Origin of the sequence: Serratia sp. BFP-2025, from assembly GCF_050880365.1 — a bacterium.
Classification (GTDB): Bacteria; Pseudomonadota; Gammaproteobacteria; order Enterobacterales; family Enterobacteriaceae; genus Serratia; species Serratia surfactantfaciens.
In genome coordinates this window covers 1,374,747-1,394,810 of the sequence record NZ_JBPAFV010000001.1, presented here as the reverse complement: position 1 = coordinate 1,394,810, position 20,064 = coordinate 1,374,747, and the positions used below count along the sequence as shown (strand labels likewise).

The 20,064-nt window shown below is 60.3% G+C and carries 13 protein-coding genes and 1 pseudogene; 7 read left to right on the top strand and 7 right to left on the bottom strand.

The window, feature by feature from the left end; all coding sequences use genetic code 11:
* Nucleotides 1-55: 55 nt before the first annotated feature.
* Nucleotides 56-319: a hypothetical protein gene (locus ACRAWE_RS06540; RefSeq protein WP_084799176.1), complete on the top strand. Its 264-nt coding sequence runs from the start codon at nt 56-58 to the stop codon at nt 317-319.
* A 42-nt stretch (nt 320-361) separates the two neighbouring features.
* Here ACRAWE_RS06540 and ACRAWE_RS06535 read toward each other — a convergent pair whose 3' ends face one another.
* The 5 genes and pseudogenes from ACRAWE_RS06535 to fsa all read right to left on the bottom strand — a co-directional run bounded on the left by ACRAWE_RS06535 (nt 362) and on the right by fsa (nt 12,939).
* Nucleotides 362-664 (bottom strand): hypothetical protein, encoded by a 303-nt coding sequence (locus ACRAWE_RS06535; RefSeq protein ID WP_156785437.1) that lies wholly within the window; start codon nt 662-664, stop codon nt 362-364.
* A complete protein-coding gene (locus tag ACRAWE_RS06530; RefSeq protein WP_432525138.1) occupies nt 661-11,259 on the bottom strand; it encodes a hemagglutinin repeat-containing protein in 10,599 nt (3,532 codons plus the stop codon). The genes ACRAWE_RS06535 and ACRAWE_RS06530 overlap by 4 nt, the downstream gene beginning before the upstream one ends.
* Before the next feature lie 67 nt (nt 11,260-11,326).
* Nucleotides 11,327-11,653 (bottom strand): annotated as a pseudogene (locus tag ACRAWE_RS06525) (ShlB/FhaC/HecB family hemolysin secretion/activation protein); the annotation flags it as partial.
* Nucleotides 11,619-11,996, bottom strand: a complete 378-nt coding sequence (locus ACRAWE_RS06520) for a hypothetical protein (protein WP_432525137.1) — start codon at nt 11,994-11,996, stop codon at nt 11,619-11,621. The pseudogene ACRAWE_RS06525 and the gene ACRAWE_RS06520, both read right to left, overlap by 35 nt.
* Nucleotides 11,997-12,273: 277 nt before the next feature.
* Nucleotides 12,274-12,939, bottom strand: coding sequence for a fructose-6-phosphate aldolase (gene fsa / locus ACRAWE_RS06515; protein ID WP_432525136.1), 666 nt, complete (start codon nt 12,937-12,939; stop codon nt 12,274-12,276).
* 149 nt (nt 12,940-13,088) lie between these two features.
* On the opposite strand from fsa, the gene ACRAWE_RS06510 reads away from it, so the two are divergent.
* From ACRAWE_RS06510 to osmB, 4 genes are all read left to right on the top strand, one after another.
* A complete protein-coding gene (locus ACRAWE_RS06510) occupies nt 13,089-13,991 on the top strand; it encodes a glycyl-radical enzyme activating protein (protein WP_432525135.1) in 903 nt (300 codons plus the stop codon).
* Nucleotides 13,992-13,995: 4 nt separating this feature from the next.
* Nucleotides 13,996-16,428, top strand: coding sequence for a formate C-acetyltransferase/glycerol dehydratase family glycyl radical enzyme (locus ACRAWE_RS06505; protein ID WP_432525134.1), 2,433 nt, complete (start codon nt 13,996-13,998; stop codon nt 16,426-16,428).
* 50 nt (nt 16,429-16,478) lie between these two features.
* A complete protein-coding gene (locus ACRAWE_RS06500) occupies nt 16,479-17,225 on the top strand; it encodes a DNA-binding transcriptional regulator YciT (protein WP_019452688.1) in 747 nt (248 codons plus the stop codon).
* A 279-nt stretch (nt 17,226-17,504) separates the two neighbouring features.
* Complete coding sequence (osmB, locus tag ACRAWE_RS06495) at nt 17,505-17,723, top strand: osmotically-inducible lipoprotein OsmB (protein ID WP_004930634.1); 219 nt, start codon at nt 17,505-17,507, stop codon at nt 17,721-17,723.
* 191 nt (nt 17,724-17,914) lie between these two features.
* Here osmB and yciH read toward each other — a convergent pair whose 3' ends face one another.
* Both yciH and pyrF read right to left on the bottom strand, forming a co-directional pair.
* Nucleotides 17,915-18,241: a stress response translation initiation inhibitor YciH gene (yciH, locus tag ACRAWE_RS06490; RefSeq protein ID WP_019452689.1), complete on the bottom strand. Its 327-nt coding sequence runs from the start codon at nt 18,239-18,241 to the stop codon at nt 17,915-17,917.
* 10 nt (nt 18,242-18,251) lie between these two features.
* Nucleotides 18,252-18,980 carry an orotidine-5'-phosphate decarboxylase gene (gene pyrF / locus ACRAWE_RS06485; protein WP_432525133.1) on the bottom strand — a complete coding sequence of 243 codons (729 nt, stop codon included), beginning with the start codon at nt 18,978-18,980 and terminating at the stop codon, nt 18,252-18,254.
* 329 nt (nt 18,981-19,309) lie between these two features.
* Between pyrF and bhsA the strand changes: the two genes are divergently transcribed.
* Both bhsA and ACRAWE_RS06475 read left to right on the top strand, forming a co-directional pair.
* Nucleotides 19,310-19,570 (top strand): multiple stress resistance protein BhsA, encoded by a 261-nt coding sequence (gene bhsA / locus ACRAWE_RS06480; protein ID WP_019452691.1) that lies wholly within the window; start codon nt 19,310-19,312, stop codon nt 19,568-19,570.
* A gap of 173 nt (nt 19,571-19,743) precedes the next feature.
* Nucleotides 19,744-20,043, top strand: a complete 300-nt coding sequence (locus ACRAWE_RS06475; RefSeq protein ID WP_063918434.1) for an Arc family DNA-binding protein — start codon at nt 19,744-19,746, stop codon at nt 20,041-20,043.
* Nucleotides 20,044-20,064: the final 21 nt, after the last annotated feature.

Sequence of the window (20,064 nt, the reverse complement as noted above, 5' to 3'; positions counted from 1 at the left end):
GCCAGCTAGGAAAAACTCTGCAAGACCAGCCAAGATAGGCAGGATTTAGGAGCCTATTGGGCGCGGGAGAACTGTAAGCACACCCGAGGGGGTGTGGATCACCCTCGTCACCGATAACGCCACCTGGAAAGCGTTGTGCCAGGCCAGCCAGCAGCGGCAAGATTTAGGGGCGGACTGGGTGCGGGAGAACGGCGAGCTGATTATTGGCGGGGAGTGGATCACCGAGTCCGGCATTACCGACGCGGAACAACTGGAGATCATCGCCGCACCCGGGGTGATCCGGTTACGGCGGCGAGAAGGTGGGGGATTTTGGGCTTAAAAGCAGAGATCCCGGTCAGTTGGCCGGGATCTTTCAATGTTGCTAATTTTTCAATAAATGTCTTAATTTTTTTAAAGTTCCTTGAATATCAGGATCTTCAGGATCAATGCTTTCATTTCTAAATAATGCAACTGCATATACCTGCTCTAAGACAAACCAGTGTTCATGGAATTCATTTTTCCATTCCACATCAACTGATTGCAAACAAAACAATAAACCTTCTAAATTATCAATCAGCTTTTTAAGCGATATCTTATCCGATGAATACAGATCCAACATTTCCTCCATCAAGGAAAGTTGGCGTTGGTCATATTCGCTCAATGTCATATCAGAAAGTAAGATCATTGTTTTATTTTCCCATAATCAACAGTGACAACAGTTCCACTTTTGGTATCCGTAATCACTGTTATATTATTCTTACCATCGTAATACGCCGTTGTACCCGGCCTTTTACCTACCACAGCATTTTCTGGACGTATCGCATTTTCTACTGCGGTTGGTGTAATGCCTTGACGTTGCATACGATCCAGTGAGTGGCTGGAGTAATCCCGGTTGTTGATTATCGTCGGTTTATTCGAACCATCAATTACATTTAGCGGATTACCTTTCGACCCAGTTGGAGTTTTTGCGGATATTTCAGAACTAGCTTTATTAATCAGCTTCGACGCTTCAGCGACATCCCCCTTCTTCAGCGCTGTTTCGGCGGCCTTAATTGCCTTACCAGCTGCATCTCCAGCCCCAGGAATGATGCCTATCGCCGCAACCAAGTAATCCAGCGCGCTCTGCGCTTCTGCAAAGCTCTTGATATCCCCTACCACTGGCACAAAATCTGCACCTGTCGACAGGATATCTTTCAGTTCTTCCCGTCGTTCAGTATACATCTTCACCGAGCACGCTTCCGCGCTCATTCCGGCACAGTTTTGCTGCTTATAGCGCTCGTTTTCTGCATCGACACGCTCTTCGGCTACCTGCTGAGGAGTCTTACCCTGAGATACAGCGTCAACAATATCACTCAGTGCGTTATTCTCCACCGCATTCTTGCCGGCCTGCCCGCCGGTCACCGCTCCCGCAGTATCGCCCGTCGCCAACCCGCCTGCAAGCCCTGCAGCCAACTGGCTCAGCGCGCTGACCTGCTGTTTCTCGCTTTCGCTCAGCTGCTGCGCCGTTTTGCCCGGGAACAGTTCGCCGGCAATGTAGCGCGCCGCCAGTTCCCCGCCGCCCGCACCCAGCCCCCCTGCGGTGGCTGACTGGTTGTTCAGCTGCGCCGTTACCGCACCCAGCACAGCGTGTGCCATTGCGTTGGCGGCGATGTTGTCTTCACCGACCCGTTTCTTGATTTCCGTCGCCAGGTATGGCGAAGCACCGCTCGCCAGCGCGCCCGCCAGGTTATTGCCCGCCAGCGCCGTCAGCGCCCCCGTTACCGCCTGCGCCGCCTTCTGCAGATCGCTGCCGGTACCGTATTGCCGCATCGCGTTGTCATACGCCTGCTTCATCACCGCCGCATCGTTCGTCGGTTTGCCGCTCTTCTCAAGCTGCTCTCTGGCCTGCGCCAGCGCCGCCGGGTCTCTCTGTGCCTTCAGCCCGGCGATATCGCCCTGCGTGCGGATGACGTCCATCGCCTGGCCGCCAATCTCGCCGATAAGCTGCGCCTGCTTCAGCCGGTTCTGCTCCTTCTCCTTGTTGAATATCGGGCTGATGCTGCCGTCGTTGGCATGTTCGGTATCCCGGTTTAGCTGCGCCACATCCTGCTGCTGTTTGTCGGTGTCACGGACTATCAGCGTTCCCTCACTGACCCCGGCTTTTGTCGTGCCCTCGGCATGCCCGCTGTTGTTGGCGCCCGACAGCATGCCGCCGGCCGTGTTGGTCAACAGCTCTTTGCCCACCGGCCCGCCGGTGCTGAAGCTGCCGCCGCTGTGCGTCGCGCTGTAGTCCGCCTGGTTGTGGATGTCCTTCCAGCCCAGCGTGCCGGTATCGAGGCGGTTGTTCTCTTTGTCTGCCGTGCTGGCTATCACCGCGCCGTCGAGCTGGGTATGTTCTTTGACCTTGACGTCATACCCGCCTTTGCCGGCAAACAGCCCGGTCTGCTCTTTTACCGAGTCGAAGTTGCTGTGCAGCTTGTCCTTGCTGGCACTCACGTTGGCGGAGCCGGTCATCGAGCCGAAGGTGAAACTGCCGCCCGCGCTGGCGTTTTGCTGTTTGGCATCATAGCGGTCGCTATCCTGTTCACTTTGCAGCGTCAGGTTGCGGCCCACGTCGACGGTAACCTTTTCGCCGCTGGCCTGCGCGCCTTTCAATTTGGTGTCGCGGCCGCTGGTCAGGCTGAGATGGCTGCCCGCATCCAGGGTAGTTTCGGTATGGGTCAGGCCGTTGCCGCTCTCATGCCCCTTGCCGGCATTGACGCCGGCCGAGACGCTGATGCCATAACCGCCCGAGCCGGCGCCGATACCGACGCCAACGTTGCCACCTTTGCTGCTGTTCTTGCCGACGGTGCTTTCGCTGTTCTGCGCAGATTGCAAGCTGATGTCCCGCGCCGCATCGAGCGACAGGTCTTTGCCCGCTTTCAGCTGACTGCCGGTGATGGCGATATCGCCACTCTGTGCGTTGTGGTTTTTACCGGTCGCCGTTATCGACAGGTTTTGCCCGGCAGTGAGCGTGCTGCCCTGCGACTGGCTACTGTCGGTACGGGTTTCGCTCTTCGACGACTGACTGCCGTAAGAGGCGCTGATGCCCACTGTGTTGGTGGCGCCTTTCCCCGCATCTGTGTTGAGTTTGTCGAGTTCAACGGCCTGTGCCGCCTGCACGCCGGACAGCGCCGCCTTGGTGTTTTGCAGTGCGTTCAGACGCCCGTCGCCCTCTTTTCTTGCCTGTTGCGCCGAGCTGACGGCGGTGTTGAGTGCACCGCCCACGGTGCCCGACAGCGCCACGCTCAGGCCGCTTTGCTTCTGCTCAAAGGTTTCTTTGCGCGTGCGTTGATCGTAGCCGGGATCGATAGTCACGCTGTCGCCAGTCAGGGCCAGATCCTTGCCCGCCACCAGATCGGCACCGCCAATGTGCAGTTGGTTGCCCGCCGTGATATTGACGCTGCCCTGGCTGCTGCCGACGGTACTGACGCTTTGGCTCTGGGTGGTGGCTTTCTCGTCGATTTCGTGTTTGCTCGACTGCTTGCCTATCGTGAAGCCGATGCCGCCGCTACCCAGCAGGCCGCTCTTTTTCTTCTCTTCCAGCAGGTAATGTGTGTCGGTCTCGGTGGCCGCACCGATATCGACATTACGGCCGGCCTGCAGGTTCACGTCCCGGTCGGCGGCAATGGCCGAGCCGGTGACCGTCAGATCATTACCGGCGCTGACGCTGACGCTGTCGCCGCTCAGCAGCGTGCCTTTCTCACGCGTGGTGGCATCGCGCGCTACGCTGTGGCTGCTGCTTTTTTTCAGGAAGCCTTTTTTCTCCGAACGCTCCTCACTGTAGCGCGACTCTCGCTCGGTAGCCGTATTGAGGGTGACATCGTTTTTCGCCTGCAGGGCGATGGCACCCTGGTCGCTGTGCAGGGTGCTGCCGGTAATAGTGACGTCGCCCTCTCGCCCGACTACCGTCACGCCATCGCGCCCGCTGAAGGTGCTGCCGGTGCTGATTTCGCGCTCGGTTTGTTCGATGCGATGGCTTTTGGTTTTGCCCTCGCGTTTGTTTTCGCTGTCCAGATCTTGCGTGCGGCTGCGCGCGTCTTTAATGGTCACGTCCTGCGCGCTGATGCCAATACGCCCTTCTTTACTGTCAACCTGCGCGCCTTCGGCCAGCAGTTGGTTGCCCGCCACCAGGGTGACGCCCTGGTCGCCGCCGAGTGCACTTAATGTCAGGCGCTCTTCCTGGCGATCGTTGCTGACTGATGACGTACGGCTGTTGGCGGCCAGATGCGTGGTATTGGTGGTGTTCTCGGCCCTGATAGTGATATCGCCGCCGGCCTGTACGCGGGTGCTGCCGCCGGCCTTGGCCTGGCTGCCAGCGAACGTAACGTCCCGCCCGGCCGAAAGGTTAAGGTTGCCGCCGGCGTTAAGCTCGCTCCCCTGTGCTTGCTGCCATTCGCCGCTCACGCGCGCCATCCGGGAGCCTGCCGCTTCCGTGCCGCCACGGGTGCGGTTGCCCATTGCCCCCGAGATAACCTCAAGGTCGGCGATATGGCTGCTTTTCGCGGCGGTGATGGTCAGATCGTTACGCGCGCTCAGGCTGAGCGTATCGGTCGCATCCAGTTTCGCGCCCGTGAGCGTGATATCGGTGCCGCGCAGGCGAATGTCGCCGGCGCTCATGGTCGCCTGGCGCAGCGCCTCCTGCAGGTTGGTGCTCAAAGTCAAACTCTCTGCCTGCACGTCAATGCTACCGGCCTTGATATCACCGCCCTGATGCAGGAACTGCCCGGCATCAACGGTTAACGCCTTATCGGCAAACAGATTGCCGGCATTGGTGATGCTGTTTGCCGAGAGTTGCAGGTCGCCACCGCCAATCACCGCACCATCGCCGGTCAGGCGCAGCGTAGTCTGTGCCAGGTACACCTTCGGTACCCACACCGTTTGCGGGCCGCCTTCCGTTTGCACCGTCTCGCTCACCAGCCAGACGATATCCTGTTGCAACGCTGCAATTTGCTCCGGCGTCAGGGCCACGCCCGGCACCAGATGGAAGTCCTGGGCGACTTTGCTGCCGTTGTTCATCAGTTGCTGATACTGCTCCATCGCATCCCAGCCCTTGACGGACGGTTTGCCGGTCAGCGCCAGCACCTGCTCGCGCACCAGACGCTGCTCGTAAAAGCCATCGCCCAGGCGCTTATGGGCCTGCGCGGGGTCATACCCTACGCGTTCTAGCATATAGTCGCTGCTGATAAAGTTGTCGCGGCGGGTAAAGCGTTCATCGGTCACCACCAGGAACGGGCTGCCGGTCGCCGTATGCTGACTAAACAAGCCGTTATTGGGGATGGCGGTGGCCACATTGCCCAGGTGCTGTAACTGCGTCAGCGCCAGCTCAGACGGCAGCAGTGGGCGCCCCAGCGGCGAGGACGGCGCGGCGCCCGGTCTTGTCATTTGCTCGCCCGGTGCCAGCGTCGTATCGCCGTCAGGTCGGGCAGCGCCCTCTACCGTGAAGGCCAGCGGATTGCGCTCAAGCTCGGCGCGTTCGGCATCCACCGCCTTTAACGCCGCATCAAGTTGACTGATTTGCGCCTGATTGACCGTGGTGTTGGTGATGCGGGCTCCGTTGATGGTGACCGTGCCATTGCCGGTGATCACCCCGTCAACGGTCGCCAGCGCCGTGGTTTCATCCCGGTTGAACGTGGGGTACCAGTGATGCGTGTCCTTGTCATAATGGTCAACGATAGCCGCCTGGCGCCGCTCATTAACCGAGTAACCGCGGTTGTCCACGCTGCCGCCGCCGTCCTGCGTCAGATTGCCGTTGGCGGTAATGACGCTGGCGTCATTGAGCAACGCTCCCGTGATGCGCAGCACCATGTTGCCGCCCGCCAGAATACGCGCGCCGCTCCCCTCACTCACCAGCTTGTCGCGCGTCACCGTGCCGCTCTCGGTACGTTCGCGGAAGTTGTTGTAATCGGTGATGAACGGCGCGCTGTCGATATCGACATGCTTTTCGGGATCCCAGGTCATCACCTGCGTCCAGTCGTGCTCCCAATGGAAGCCGTTTTGGTACGGCGTCGGGATGGTCGCCAGCTGGTTTCCCCCCCGCGTCTCGTAGAACGTCATGGCATAGCTGCCATCGGCATTCGGCTTGAGCGCCAGGTAGTTGACCCACAGGTCGGTCAGTTGGCCCTTATTGTCCTTGACCCGCACCTGTGCGCGCTTGCCCGCCGCATCAATGGCCAGCAGAGTGCCGTAGCGGTTGGTTTGCGCCGCCGAATCATCCTGGAATGTCAGCTGTTGGGTAGTCGGCGCCAGGGTGCTTTTGTCGGGATTGACCGCCGAACCATAAGAGCGCCAGTAGTAATTGTAGCGGTGCCATTTGTAGTCGCTCTTCTCCGCGTCACGCTCAATCACCAGCCCTTCGCGCAGGTTGTTCAGGCGACGGGCCTCGACGGTGGCGTCACCGTCTGCTTCGATAAAGCTGGCCCGATTTTCAATCAGGTCATCGCTGTGCAACTGCAGGCGGTCGGCGCTGTAAATCAGCGCGCCCTCCCGATTGGTCAGTCGCTCACCGGCCTGCACCGTCAGGCTGTGGGTCGCCGCCATCACCGCAGGCGCACCGTGGTTGTAGATAATGCGCCCGTTCACGGTGATGTCGTCGCCCATCAGCGCCGCAGTGTTGTCCAGGGAATCGACGTTCAGCGTCATGCTGTCCGCCTCAAGGCGCCCGGTGTTTTGCAAGGCTCCGGTCGTCAGCTGCAGCGTTTTGCCCACCAGCGTCGCCGGATTGGTGATGCTGGCCGCAGTGAGCGCCAGATTGCCTGGCAGCAACCAATCCGCCAGGTTGGTAAAGGCGCCGCTCAGGGAGAACGTCACCGTGCCGTTACTGCTGATCGTTTCGCCGGCCTGATGGGTGTAGTCCTGCTGCGCGGACAGCGTCAGCGCCTGCAGCCCCAGCAGGGTACCGTTCTGATTATCCAAGGTACGCGCATGCACGGTGAGTTGCTCGGCGCTCTCCACGCGCCCGCCCTGGTTGAGCAGCGCCAGCGGCGAGTCGGTCTGTGACCGGTCAGTATTGATATTGAGGTTGCCGTTGGCCAGGATACGCCCCTGGCGGTTGCCCAGCTGCGTTACCCCCGCGAGGGTCATCTGGCCGCTACTCTGCAGGCGGCCTGCGGTATTGTCGATATCATGAGAGGTGATGTCGGCGCGTGTGGTGCCCAGTATCAACCCACCATCACGATTGTTCAGACGGTCGGCCTGTAGATTGAGAGCCGCCTGGCTGCTGAGCGTGCCCTGACCGCTGTTATCGAGCGTCCCGGCCTTGAGCGCCAGCCCCTGGGTTGACACTAATTGCCCACCCCGGTTGTTGACCTGCGCCCCCTCAAGGGTGAGCGAGTCGCCGCTGTGCACCTTGCCGTGCTGATTGTTAAGCCGGTCGAGTCGGTAGATGCCCGCCCCCTGACTGATGAGCGTACCTCCGGCGTTGTCCAGCTGCTTTGATGCCACCGCTATGCCGCCGCGGCTGCTGAATACGCCGCGTGTATTATTGATACCGGCGGCCGACACCTTCAGGTCGCCATTACTGCGCACGGCACCGTTGGTATTCTCCAGCAAGCCAAGAATACGCAGCGCTACGTGTTGCTGGCCGTCTATCGTCCCGCCGGCATTATTCAGCGTTTGTGCGTCAAGCGCCAGCGCACCACCGCCCTGTATTTTCCCGCCGCGGTTGTCCAGCCCACCGTTCAGATTGAGCCGCAGCTGCTTCTGGCTGTAGAGTTGCCCCGCCTGTGCGTTATCAAGGCTACGGGCGGCAATAGTCAGCGCCTGGCCCGCCAGCCACTGACCACCGGCGTTATTGATGGCGCCGGCATGTTCGCCCTCTTTGGCGCCTGCAACAGCAAGCTGCCCCTGCGCCGAGACCTTGCCGTTGCGATTATCGATATCCTGTTTGATGCGCAGTGCCAGGTTTTGCGCCGATTGCATCACGCCCCGGGCGTTATCCAACCAGTCAGCCGTAAACTGTGCTTCCTGCTGGCTCTGTACGCTGCCCTTCGTATTGTCAAAACCGCCGCTTCTGGCCCGCCAGCTCCCCTGGCTGCCCATCCAACCCTGCGCGTTGACGATATCCTGCGCCTGCAGCATTTGAGACGACTGACTAAAAATCCGCCCCTGGCCGTTATCCAACTTGCCGGTGAACTGCATGTCCAGGCTACCCAGCGCGTTGATGGCGCCCTGAGCATTGAGCAGACTGGCGGCGCGCACCTGCGTGCGGCCATTGCCGGTCAAGGTGCCACCCTGATTGTCCCAGCCGCCGGTCAGGTTCAGGGAAAGCGCCTGCCCGCCGAGCACCACACCGGCGGTGCGGTTGGTCAACTGGCCTCCCTGCAGAGACAGGTCGCCACCGCTCTGCAGGGAGCCGCCATCATTATCGAACAGGCTGGCTGCACCGCCTTTAACGGCAAGGGCTTGTTGCGCGGTCAGTTTGCCGGTGCGATTGAGGATATTGCCTGTAGCATCCAGCGTCAGGCCTCCGCCGGACTGCAGCCGCCCGCCGGTATTGTCGAGCGACTGCGCGCTGGCGGTGATCTGCCAGCCACCTTGTGCGGTGCCACCCTGGTTGTCCCAATCGCCATCGGTGTTGACGGCGAGTGTGCTGCCGCCTTCAAGCCAGCCGGCGGCGTTGCTCAACCCTTGCTTCGCCGTCAGGTTCGCATCCTGCCTGGCGACCACCTTGCCCTGAGCGTTATCGAGGCGCTGCGCCGTTAGCGTGAGCGACTCGCCGCTGATTTCCCCCTCGCGGTTGCCAAGCACGCCCGACGTAGTGAGAGAGAGCCTTTGCCCACCCAGCAACTTGCCGGCCTCGTTGTGGACGTCTCGCGCTGACACCGTGGTTTGCCCATTTCCCTGCACCCTACCGTGATGATTGTTCAGCTCGCCCTCACTGCTCACCGTCAGCATCTCACCGGCGCCCAGAAGCCCCTGCGTGTTGTCCAGCCCCTGACGGGCATGCAGTTCAAGCCGTTGTCGGCCAATCACCTTGCCCTGCGTGTTGCCGAGACGGTCAGACTTCACCGTCAGCACCGCGGCGCTGATTTCGCCGCCACGGTTACTGGCATTACCCGAGGTCGTCAGGGTTGATGCCTGGCCGGACAGCAGCTTGCCACCGTCGTTGTTGAGGGTCGTTGCCGTTGCCGTGACGGCCGTTTCGCCTTGCGCCGTGCCGCCACGGTTGTCCCAGTCGCCGGTATGGATATCCAGCGCCTTGCCGGCACCCATCAGGCCGCGTTGGTTATCCAGGCGGCTGGCCGTCAGGTCGAGATTGCCCTGACCGATGATCTGCCCCTGCGCGTTATCCAGCCGTTGTACCGCCAGACGCACGTCATCGCCACTCAGGGTGCCGGACTGGTTATTCAGATCGCTACCTGCCTCAAGCGTCAGGCCGTTCCCGGCCAGCAGGTTGCCCCCGGCATTATTCACCGCACCATCAGCATGGAGCGTGAAGCCCGCCTGGGTTTTTACCGTGCCGCGCTGATTATCGAGGCTGCCGGCGTCGAGGCGAAGAGCTCCGTTGCTGCCCATCGTGCCACCGCCATTGTCGAGCAGGCCACCCACTCGCCAGTGCTGCGCCGTTTCCCCCAGCGCCACCAGGCGACCACGCTGATTGACCAGCCGGCCGGCCGAAAGCAGAAGGCTCTGCGTCTCGATGGTGCCGTCACCGTTATCCAGTGCGCCTGCCAGGGTGAAACGGCTTTCACCGTCACCGGTCTGTGACCAGGTCGCCTGTTGGTTGAACAGGTTGTCGGCATCCACCGTCCAGCGCCCGGCCTTGAGCCTGGCCTGCTGCGCATCCACATTTCCCTTCGTGCTCACGGCCAGCTCACCGCTGTCTACGGTGGACTGGCGCAATGCCACCCCGCCCTCGCGGGCCGTCAGCGCGGTACGGCCGGCTCCGACCTGCGCGCCGCTGATATCCACCCGCCGCCCGGTCGCGTTGACGTTCTTTTTACTGAGCAGACTGCCACTGGCGCGAATTTCGCCCTGGCTATCAAGCTGCAGATTGGCATCATGGACCAGCGTGCTGTCGGCATTACTCCCCGCCAGCAGGTGGCCACTGCTTTGAATGCCGCGCGCGGCGTTCAGGTGCACATTCCCGGCCGCCGCCAACGTACCGGATTGCGTTAACATTCCCTCGCGACTCTGCACGGCCAGTTGGCCACCGCTATACACTTTCCCGTGCGTCTCGATGTCGCCTTTTGCCGCCAGCTGAATATCGCCGCCGGCCTGCGTGGCCGCATCCGGCGCATCAGAGCGCCAGCTGAGCTTGCCTTCGCTGCTCACGGTGAGCGTTTTGCCCGCCCGGACCTGTCCGCCCTGGTTACGCACACCGACGCCGGCTTCAGTGCCAATCATGCGGATACTGCCGCTGTACATGCCGCCCATCTGCCCCATATCGATGGCAAGCTCAGGTCTGGCGCTACCGTCGCCCGAAAGCGGCGCGGCGGTTTTGCCGTCCGCGCTCACGCGATTGCGGCCAGCCACCAGCGTCACGCCTTCTTTAGCCCAGACGCCGGCGTTGACCTCCACCGCGCGCGCCAGAATGTCGACGTACTCGGTATCATGACGGGTATCGCCGTTGAGCCCACCGCCCTCGATGCGCACCACGCCACGCTCGACCTGATAACCTGCCACGCTACCATCGGCATTCAGTTGCGGTTTACCGGTGGTCAGCGTCATGCGTCCGGCGTTGATGGTGCCGCAGCCGTTGCAGACAATGCCGGCGGGGTTGGCCACAATCACCTGCGCCTTGCCGCCGGCCACTTCCATAAAACCGCGCAGCTGGCTGGGATTGTTGCTGTTGACTTCGTTGAGGATGACGCGAGCCGGCGCGGAATTGGGATTGAGATTAGGGTTACCCTGGATCATCCCGGCCATCTGGGTCGCGGCCATCCCCGCCGAGTTGTTGAGGATGGCGCCTTTGGCGTCGACGTCGAACTGCTGATACTGATTATGTGAGACCCCAGCCTGGTTGGGGGCGGTGATGTTGACCTGCGGCAAGCCGTTCTGGGTATTGATGACCTCCGGCCGCTGTGAAGGATTGGCACCGCCGTCCGCGACAATGCCGTCTGCCATGACGGGGCCGGCGAACATCAACAGCCCAAGCAGCCACACTGACCGACGCACGGTGACCCACAGACGACTTCCACCTGTTATTCCTGAACCGATGCGTTGCCCCGGCTCGCTGCTGCAGCTGCGGGCCAGTTCGGACACCACCCGCAACTCCCCGTGGGTGCGGCTGAAGATAAGGCGATAGCAATGTTTGTTCATAGGTCACATCCGTGAGAAAAGTCAGTCCGTTCAGGTCAGCGCAGCAACGCTGCCGGTATCGCGATGTTCAAATTTCCAGATTTACGCTAAAACCCGCGGTCGCGCCGGAGGTGTGGAACCCTGCAGGCTTGTAGAGCGGAACGCCGGCAAACAGGTCATAGCTGAATCGCCCCCACAGCGCGCCGCGCACGCCGAGCGCGCTGCCCGCCAATTGATGGCCAACCAAGTGGCGGGTGTTTGGGCCGTCCACCCGACCGTAGTCGGCGGCCAGATACAATTCATGCCCGCGAGAAAACACGTTCCAGGCGATTTCATTGCGCCACAGCAGGCCCTTTTCGCCGGACAGCATCTGTTCGCCGTCAAAGCCACGCACCGTGTAGCGCCCGGCAACGGCCTTTGGCATCGTTGGCGGCCGCAAGCGCCCACTGAAAGCGTTCGGCCGACTCGCCGACGAGCACCAACCGGTTGATGGTAAAACAGGGTTTTTCGTGAGGAGGATAATCGGGCAGCACCCGCTCAGGGGCAGCCACGCGCGCATCGGCCTGAGGGGTGTTTTGGTTCTGCAGGGCGCGTTCTCGCTCTTGCTGACGCAGCTGCTCACGGGCATCAATAGCCGCCGCGCCCTGGCTGAAAGCCTCAGCCGCAGAGGCGGAAAAAAACGGCACGGTGCCGAGCAACAATCCCGACAGACCATAGCGAATAAAACAAGGCACAGCACGAACGTAATTTGAGCGCATCCTTGGCTCCCCATCATTATTATTTCAATAAATTTATGAGTGAATATTATAAATAATTTAAATAATTGTAATGACACTGCTTTAGTGACGAATTATGAGCCGATAAGGGCAAAAATCAATCGATTTTTCCCGAAAGAGAGATCATGCGGAAAATAAACAGTTCAGCGACAATTAAGTGAAAGGAAAGCCGATAATGGATAATGGATAAAGGAGGATGGCGCGTAGCCGCCATCCTTTAGCGATAATAGCGTGAGCACCGAGGAATAGGCGCAGGCCATCAGTTCAGCAGGCTGCTGCCGAAAGCCCCCTGCCAATCCTGCTCGAACTTCTCGACCGCGGCCTGTACGGCCGGCGCATTCAGGAACTGCTCCGCCACGTCCACCGGCAGCGTGATGGCCTGGCAGCCCGCCAGCAGACATTCCAACGCCTGGCGCGGCGTCTTGAAGCTGGCGGCCAGCACCTGCGCCGACGGCGCGTGCAGGCTCAACAGCTGCTGCAGCTCGTGCACCATTTCGATACCGTCGCCGCCCTGCGCATCCACGCGGTTGACATAAGGCGCCACATATTCCGCCCCGGCCAATGCCGCCAACAGCCCCTGCCCGGCGCCGTATACCGCAGTGCCCAGCGTCGGGATGGACATCGTTTTGAGTTTCTTGATCGCCGCCAATCCTTCGGCGGTCGCCGGGATCTTCACCACCAGCCCCGGCACACGCTGGCTGAGCAGCGCCGCCTCAGCCACCATGCGCTCTGCATCGGTCGCCATCACCTGCGCAAACAGCTTGCCGGTGCCGCCGAGGGCGTCGCGCAGCGCGGGCAGCACTTCCCAGATCGGCTTGCCTTCTTTCGCCACGATGCTCGGGTTGGTGGTGACGCCGTGCAACGGCAGAATGCGCGCCAGGCGTTTTACCGCAGTCACATCGGCGGTATCGAGATAAAGCTCCATCACGGACTCCTGTGTCTTGTTCTGTGGGCGGATTCAAACTCTGATCATCATAGGGTAAAAACCCCGCCAACCTTTGACCAAAATCAATTCAACTTTCATTCGAAACACCTTTAATGGCGAAAGATTCAGCAACGCCAAACGGGTGACTCATGTTCTTTAATCTGCAGCGCTATTCGACCCATGACGGCCCCGGCATTCGCAGCGTGGTCTTTTTAAAAGGCTGCCCGCTGAGCTGCCGCTGGTGTCAGAACCCGGAAAGCCGCTCGCGCCATGCGGATCTGCTGTTTGACCAGCGCCTGTGCCTGAGCGGCTGTACGCTGTGCACCGAGCGCTGCCCGCAAGGCCTGCAGCCCACTTCGGACGGCGCGCTGACGCTGCAACGCGAGCGCATCAACGCCGACGATTATGCGGCCCTCGCCGCCGTCTGCCCGACCGGCGCACTCAGCCTGTGCGGCAGCGCGATCAATCCCGACGATATCATGGCCGAGGTGATGCGGGATAAGCCTTTCTATCTGCGTACCGGTGGCGGTTTAACGCTGTCCGGCGGCGAACCCTTTATGCAACCGGAGGTGGCGGCAGAGCTGCTGCGGCGCGGCCGCGAGGCCGGCATTCACACCGCCGTCGAGTCCTGTCTGCACGTGCCGTGGCGTTACATCACCCCTTCGCTGCCGTGGCTGGACCTGCTGTTGGCCGATCTCAAGCACACCGACGAAGCGCGCTTCAGAACCTGGACCGGCGGCTCCGCCCGCCGGGTACTGAACAACTTCCGCCGTCTGGCGGCGCATGGCGTGCAGATGACCGTGCGCGTGCCGCTGATCCCCGATTTCAACGCCGATCGCCGCTCAGTCCGCGCGCTCGTCGACTTCGCCGCCGACGAGATCGGCGTATCGGAGATCCACTTTCTGCCGTACCACACGCTGGGCATCAACAAGTATCACCTGCTCGGAGAGCCCTACCGCGCCGCCCGCACGCCGCTGGACGCGCCGGATTTGCTGGCCTTCGCCGAAGCCTATGCCGGCGCCAAAGGCCTGACCGCCATTTTGCGAGGATAACGCCATGACCACGTTGGATTTGACCACCCTAAGCGCCCGCATCCAGGCGCACAAGAACGCGCTGATTCACATCGTCAAACCGCCGGTGTGCACCGAGCGTGCGCAGCACTATACCGAAGCCTTTCAACAGCATCAGGATCGGCCACTGCCGGTGCGTCGCGCGCTGGCGCTGGCCAACCATCTGGCGAAGCGCACCATCTGGATCGCTAACGACGAGCTGATCGTCGGCAACCAGGCCAGCGAGCTGCGCGCCGCGCCGATCTTTCCCGAATACACCGTCGGCTGGATAGAAAACGAGATCGACCAGCTGGCCGACCGGCCGGGCGCCGGTTTTTCGGTCAGCGAAGAGAACAAGGCGATTTTGCATCGCCTGTGCCCCTGGTGGCGCGGCCAAACGGTGCAGGATCGCTGCTACGGTATGTTCACCGACGAGCAAAAGGCGCTGCTGGCCACCGGCATCATCAAGGCCGAAGGCAACATGACCTCCGGTGACGCTCACCTGGCGGTTAACTTCCCGCTGCTGCTGGAGAAAGGTCTCGACGGCCTGCGTGAAAAAGTGAACGCGCGCCGCAGCCGTCTGCACCTGACCGAGTGGGAAGATCTGCACAAAGCGCAGTTTCTCAACGCCATCGACATCGTGCTGGCGGCGCTGAGCGAGCACATCCTGCGCTTCGCCCGCCTCGCGCGCGACATGGCGCAAAACGAACCGCGCGACTGGCGGCGCACCGAACTGCTGGCCCTCGCGGATAACTGTGAACAGATCGCCCATCGCCCGCCGCAAACCTTCTGGCAGGCGCTGCAGCTGTGCTATTTCATCCAGCTGACGTTGCAGATCGAATCCAATGGCCATTCGGTTTCCTTCGGCCGCCTCGATCAATACCTCTATCCCTGGTATCGGCGTGACGTGGAGCTGGAGCAAAAGCTGGCGCGGGAAGACGCCATCGAGCTGTTGCACAGCTGCTGGCTGAAGCTGCTGGAGGTCAACAAGATCCGCTCCGGCTCGCATTCCAAGGCTTCCGCCGGCAGCCCGCTGTACCAGAACGTCACCATCGGCGGACAGAAGCTGATCGACGGGCGGCCGTGCGATGCGGTCAACCCGCTGTCCTATGCCATTCTCGAGTCCTGCGGCCGCCTGCGTTCCACCCAGCCCAACCTCAGCGTGCGTTACCATGCCGGGATGAGCGCCGACTTCCTCGACGCCTGCGTGCAGGTGATCCGCTGCGGTTTCGGCATGCCGGCGTTCAACAACGACGAAATCGTCATTCCCGAATTCATCAGGCTGGGGGTTGAGCCGCAAGACGCTTACGACTACGCCGCCATCGGCTGCATCGAGACCGCCGTCGGCGGCAAATGGGGCTATCGCTGCACCGGCATGAGCTTCATCAACTTCGCCCGCGTGCTGCTGGCGGCGCTGGAACAGGGCCGCGACGCGACCTCCGGGCAGATCTTCCTGCCGCAGGCACAGGCGCTATCCAAAGGAAACTTCGCCGATTTCGAGCAGGTCTTAGCCGCCTGGGACCGGCAAATCCGCTACTACACGCGCAAGTCGATCGAGATCGAATGCGTGGTGGACAGCGTGCTGGAAGAGAATGCCCACGATATCCTCTGTTCCGCGCTGGTGGATGACTGCATCGAACGCGGTAAAAGCATCAAGCAAGGTGGCGCCAAATACGATTGGGTTTCCGGCCTGCAGGTCGGCATCGCCAACCTGGGCAATAGCCTGGCGGCGGTGCGCAAACTGGTGTTTGACCAGGGGGCGATCGGCCAGCAACAGCTGGCGGCGGCGCTGGCCGACGACTTCGCCGGGCTGGATGGCGAACAGCTGCGCCAGCGGCTGCTCAACGCCGCGCCTAAATACGGCAACGACGTGGACGAGGTCGATCGGCTGCTGGTGCGCGCCTACCAAACCTATATCGAAGAACTGAAGCAGTATCGCAACACCCGCTTCGGCCGCGGGCCGATCGGCGGTGGTTACTACGCCGGCACTTCGTCGATCTCGGCCAACGTGCCCTTCGGCGCCGCCACTGCGGCCACGCCCGATGGACGCAAGGCGCACACGCCACTGGCGGAAGGCGCCAGCCCAGCGTCAGGTACCGATCACCTGGGGCCGACGGCGGTGTTCAATTCGCTCGCCAAGTTGCCGACCGAGGCGATCCTCGGCGGCGTGCTGCTCAATCAAAAGCTGAACCCGGCGACGCTGGACAACCCGCGCGATCGGGAAAAGCTGATGCTGATGTTGCGCACCTTCTTCGAGAACTACCGAGGCTGGCATGTGCAGTACAATATCGTGTCGCGCGAAACACTGCTGGCGGCGAAGCAACACCCTGACCAATATCGTGATTTAGTGGTTCGCGTAGCTGGCTATTCCGCCTTCTTTACCGCATTATCCCCTGAGGCGCAGGATGATATTATTGCGCGCACAGAACATACTCTTTAAACCTTTGACTCTTAGCGGCCGCGCCTTGGTGGCCGCATCATCAGGCCGATATGAATTTACGACAACAGACCATATTGCAGTTGGTTAACGATCGCCGGCGGATCAGCGTCAATGAACTGGCGCGCGCCTCGGGCGTCTCGGAAGTCACTATCCGGCAGGATCTCAACCTGCTGGAAAAGCGCAGTTATCTGAAGCGGGTGCACGGCTCTGCCGTGGCGTTAGAGAGCGACGACGTCGACGCCCGCATGATGTCCAATTTCACCCTCAAGCAGCGGTTGGCGCAGTACGCCGCCGCGCAGGTCAATGACGGCGAGACGATCTTTATCGAGAGCGGCAGCACCAATGCCCTGCTGGCCCGCTACATCGCCGAACGCAAGCGCATTACGCTTATCACCGTCAGCCATTACATCGCCAACCTGCTCAAAGAAACCGACTGCGACGTCATCGTGCTGGGCGGCATGTACCAGAAGAAAAGCGAGACCGTGGTCGGCCCGCTAACGCGGCTGTGCATTCAACAGGTGCATTTCAACAAGGCATTTATCGGCATTGACGGATTTCAGGCCGAAACCGGCTTTACCGGCCGCGACATGATGCGCGCCGATGTGGTCAGCGCAGTGCTGGCCAAGGGCGTGGAGAATATCGTGCTGACGGACTCCAGCAAATTCGGCCAGATCCAACCCAACCCGCTGGCGCAGCCGGGGCAGATCAGCCGGGTGATCACCGATTCACGTTTGGCGCTGGAGTATCAACATCAGCTGAAACGCCAGGGCGTGCAGCTTGAGTTGGTCAACGAGTAACGCGGCCGCCACCGCACCTATCGCGCCGCGCGGGCCACACCGCGCGCCTTTCCCCTTGCACAGCGGGTTTTTAAGACTATTTACCTGTTTATCCTTCCCGAGAAACCTATACTCAGCTTCGGTAACTTTTGGGCCGTAACCTGCTAATTATTCGGCCGTTAACAAAAGATGCCATTTTTTATATCGATACTGTATGGGAACCAACGGCAGGCCTGATCTATGGTTAACGCCTATACTTATAGGGCACTTCCATATAGCCAATGCTAAGGAGAAGTCATTATGATGATTATCAATAAACGTTTCGCCACTGCCGCTCTGGCTCTGACTCTGGCGTTTTCACTCAGCGCATGTTCCAACATGTCCAAACGCGATCGCAACACCGCTATCGGTGCCGGCGCCGGTGCAGTCGGCGGTGCGGTGCTGACCAACGGCAGCGCGTTGGGCACGCTGGGTGGGGCTGCGGTAGGGGGTATCATCGGTCACCAGGTTGGCAAATAAACCTGACCGATAGTCTTCCGCCGACAGGCTGGCAAAAGCGCATCTGCGCTTTGACGTATTAACCAGAATAACGATGATTTCAGGTCTGTTTTACTTTAAGTCTATGGTTCTTTTGCCGTTAACGGGCTAACCCCCGGCAGCAACAACCTCAAGCCATGCCGCGGCATTGCACTGCGGCATGGCGATTCGCCTCAGCCGCCCGCCAGCTTCACCTTCATGCCTTTGGCCTCCAGCAACTGTTTAAGCAGGTCGCGCTTATCGCCCTGGATCTCGATGACGCCTTCTTTCACCGAACCGCCGCAGCCGCATTTCTTTTTCAATTCCGCCGCCAGCTTGTCGAGCGCGGCATCATCCAGATCGACGCCGGCGATCAGGCACACGCCCTTCCCCTTGCGGCCGCTGGTCTGACGCTGGATGCGCACGATGCCGTCGCCCTTGGCGCGTTGCGGTTTAACCTCTTCCTGCTTGATGCGACCGGTGTCCGTGGAATACACCAGACGGCTGTTATCGTCATTCATCATCGCTTCCTCAGGCCAAAGAGGCGCGGATCGCGCGCAGCGTCGCGGCCGGATCGGCAGATTGGGTGATCGGACGTCCAATCACCATGTAGTCCACGCCGGTGGCCTGCGCCTGCACCGGCGTCATGATGCGGCGCTGATCGCCCGCCGCGCTGCCTTCAGGGCGGATCCCCGGCGTAACCAATTGGAAAGCCTGCCCACAAGCGGCCTTCAGACGCTGCGCTTCGTGCGCCGAACACACCACGCCGTCCAGCCCGCAGTCGTGGGTCAAGCGCGCCAGGCGCTCGGCGTGCTCCGCCGGGCTGGCCTCGATGCCGATGCCGCGCAGGTCTTCCGCTTCCATGCTGGTCAGCACCGTAACGGCGATCAGCAGCGGCGCATCCGCGCCGTAAGGCACCAGTGCTTCTTTAGCGGCGGTCATCATGCGCGCGCCGCCGCTGGCGTGCACATTAACCATCCAAACGCCCAGCTCGGCCGCTGCGGCAACCGCATGTGCAGTGGTATTGGGAATATCGTGGAATTTCAGGTCGAGAAACACGTCGAAGCCGCGCCCATGCAGATCGCGCACCAGCTGCGGCCCAAACAACGTGAACATTTCTTTGCCCACTTTCAAGCGGCAGTCTTGCGGATCGATACGGTCGGCGAACGCCAGCGCAGCGTTCTTATCGGCGTAATCTAACGCCACAACGATTGGAGATGATTTTAAGTCATTGTTATTAGTGTTATTTTCAGACTTCATTTCTTCTACCTTCTGTAAAATGGACATAATCAGGGACTCACCCGCGAAACTGACCGCCGCATTCTACATGCCGGGGACCAGAAATCCCAGCCGCTGCGCGCACCTACGCTCTGTCATGTTACCTCCCGTCTTTGTCATGGCGCGTCAACGAACGCCCGTCAGCAATAAACTACGCAGCGTAAAACGCCGTAAAGATGCGTAAATTGTTAATCAGATATTTTGAAAGACTTGCTCAGCATTATCAGATTTTCAATCGGCACGGATGCTTTATTATTCACCACATCGGAAGCGAACGGCTTCCTTCCTAAATAAACAGACTGGAGTCACCTATGAAAACCATCAAATATTTTGCAGCCGCTGCCGCTATTGCACTGACCTCTTTCGCCACCTTCGCCGCTGAACCGATCAGCAGCCAGCAGGCCGATAACCTGACCGCCACCGGCGTCGTTTCCGCAGGTCACGCAACGACCCTCAGCAGCCTGGAGAAAAAACTGGCCGCTAAAGCCGATGCCCAGGGCGCCAGCAGCTACCGTATCATCTCCGCCGGTGGTAACAACATGTTGAGCGGCACCGCGATCATCTACAAATAATGTTTCCGGTACAGGGCCCGAACGTTCGGGCCCTGCCTCTGTTTACCGCCTGAAAAAAACCGCATTTCCCCCGCCCCATTTTGTTACAGAAATATTAAATTTTTATTACACACTAGACACCCGATCGTCAGTGGCTTAGCTTGAAGGCATCTTCCTGCAGAAAGGCTTTCAAAATGAGCGAGATATCGACACTTACCATTAAAATTCCTCTGGAACTGAAGGAAAAAATCCGCGCCGCCGCCGCTGAAAACGAATTTTCGTTGAGCGTAGAAGTGTGCCAACGCCTGGAAAGCAGCTTCAGCGCGCCCGCCGCCAAGGCTGAAAAACCCACCAAGAAAGCGGATGAGCTGCACCACGGCGAGATCGACAATCAAAGCACCGAAGAAGAGATTGAACAGCCGCTGAGCCAGAAAGAGCTGAAGAAACTGCGTCAGCTGTTGAAAACCGGCGCCAAAGGCGGCAAGAAAAAGTAAGTGATGAACATAAAAAAACGG

Coding starts and splice junctions, on each gene's coding strand:
- ACRAWE_RS06535 (WP_156785437.1), bottom strand. CDS start 664: ATGATCTTACTTTCTGATATGACATTGAGCGAATATGACCAACGCCAA.
- ACRAWE_RS06530 (WP_432525138.1), bottom strand. CDS start 11,259: ATGAACAAACATTGCTATCGCCTTATCTTCAGCCGCACCCACGGGGAG.
- ACRAWE_RS06520 (WP_432525137.1), bottom strand. CDS start 11,996: ATGCGCTCAAATTACGTTCGTGCTGTGCCTTGTTTTATTCGCTATGGT.
- fsa (WP_432525136.1), bottom strand. CDS start 12,939: ATGGAGCTTTATCTCGATACCGCCGATGTGACTGCGGTAAAACGCCTG.
- ACRAWE_RS06510 (WP_432525135.1), top strand. CDS start 13,089: ATGTTCTTTAATCTGCAGCGCTATTCGACCCATGACGGCCCCGGCATT.
- ACRAWE_RS06505 (WP_432525134.1), top strand. CDS start 13,996: ATGACCACGTTGGATTTGACCACCCTAAGCGCCCGCATCCAGGCGCAC.
- ACRAWE_RS06500 (WP_019452688.1), top strand. CDS start 16,479: ATGAATTTACGACAACAGACCATATTGCAGTTGGTTAACGATCGCCGG.
- osmB (WP_004930634.1), top strand. CDS start 17,505: ATGATGATTATCAATAAACGTTTCGCCACTGCCGCTCTGGCTCTGACT.
- yciH (WP_019452689.1), bottom strand. CDS start 18,241: ATGAATGACGATAACAGCCGTCTGGTGTATTCCACGGACACCGGTCGC.
- pyrF (WP_432525133.1), bottom strand. CDS start 18,980: ATGAAGTCTGAAAATAACACTAATAACAATGACTTAAAATCATCTCCA.
- bhsA (WP_019452691.1), top strand. CDS start 19,310: ATGAAAACCATCAAATATTTTGCAGCCGCTGCCGCTATTGCACTGACC.
- ACRAWE_RS06475 (WP_063918434.1), top strand. CDS start 19,744: ATGAGCGAGATATCGACACTTACCATTAAAATTCCTCTGGAACTGAAG.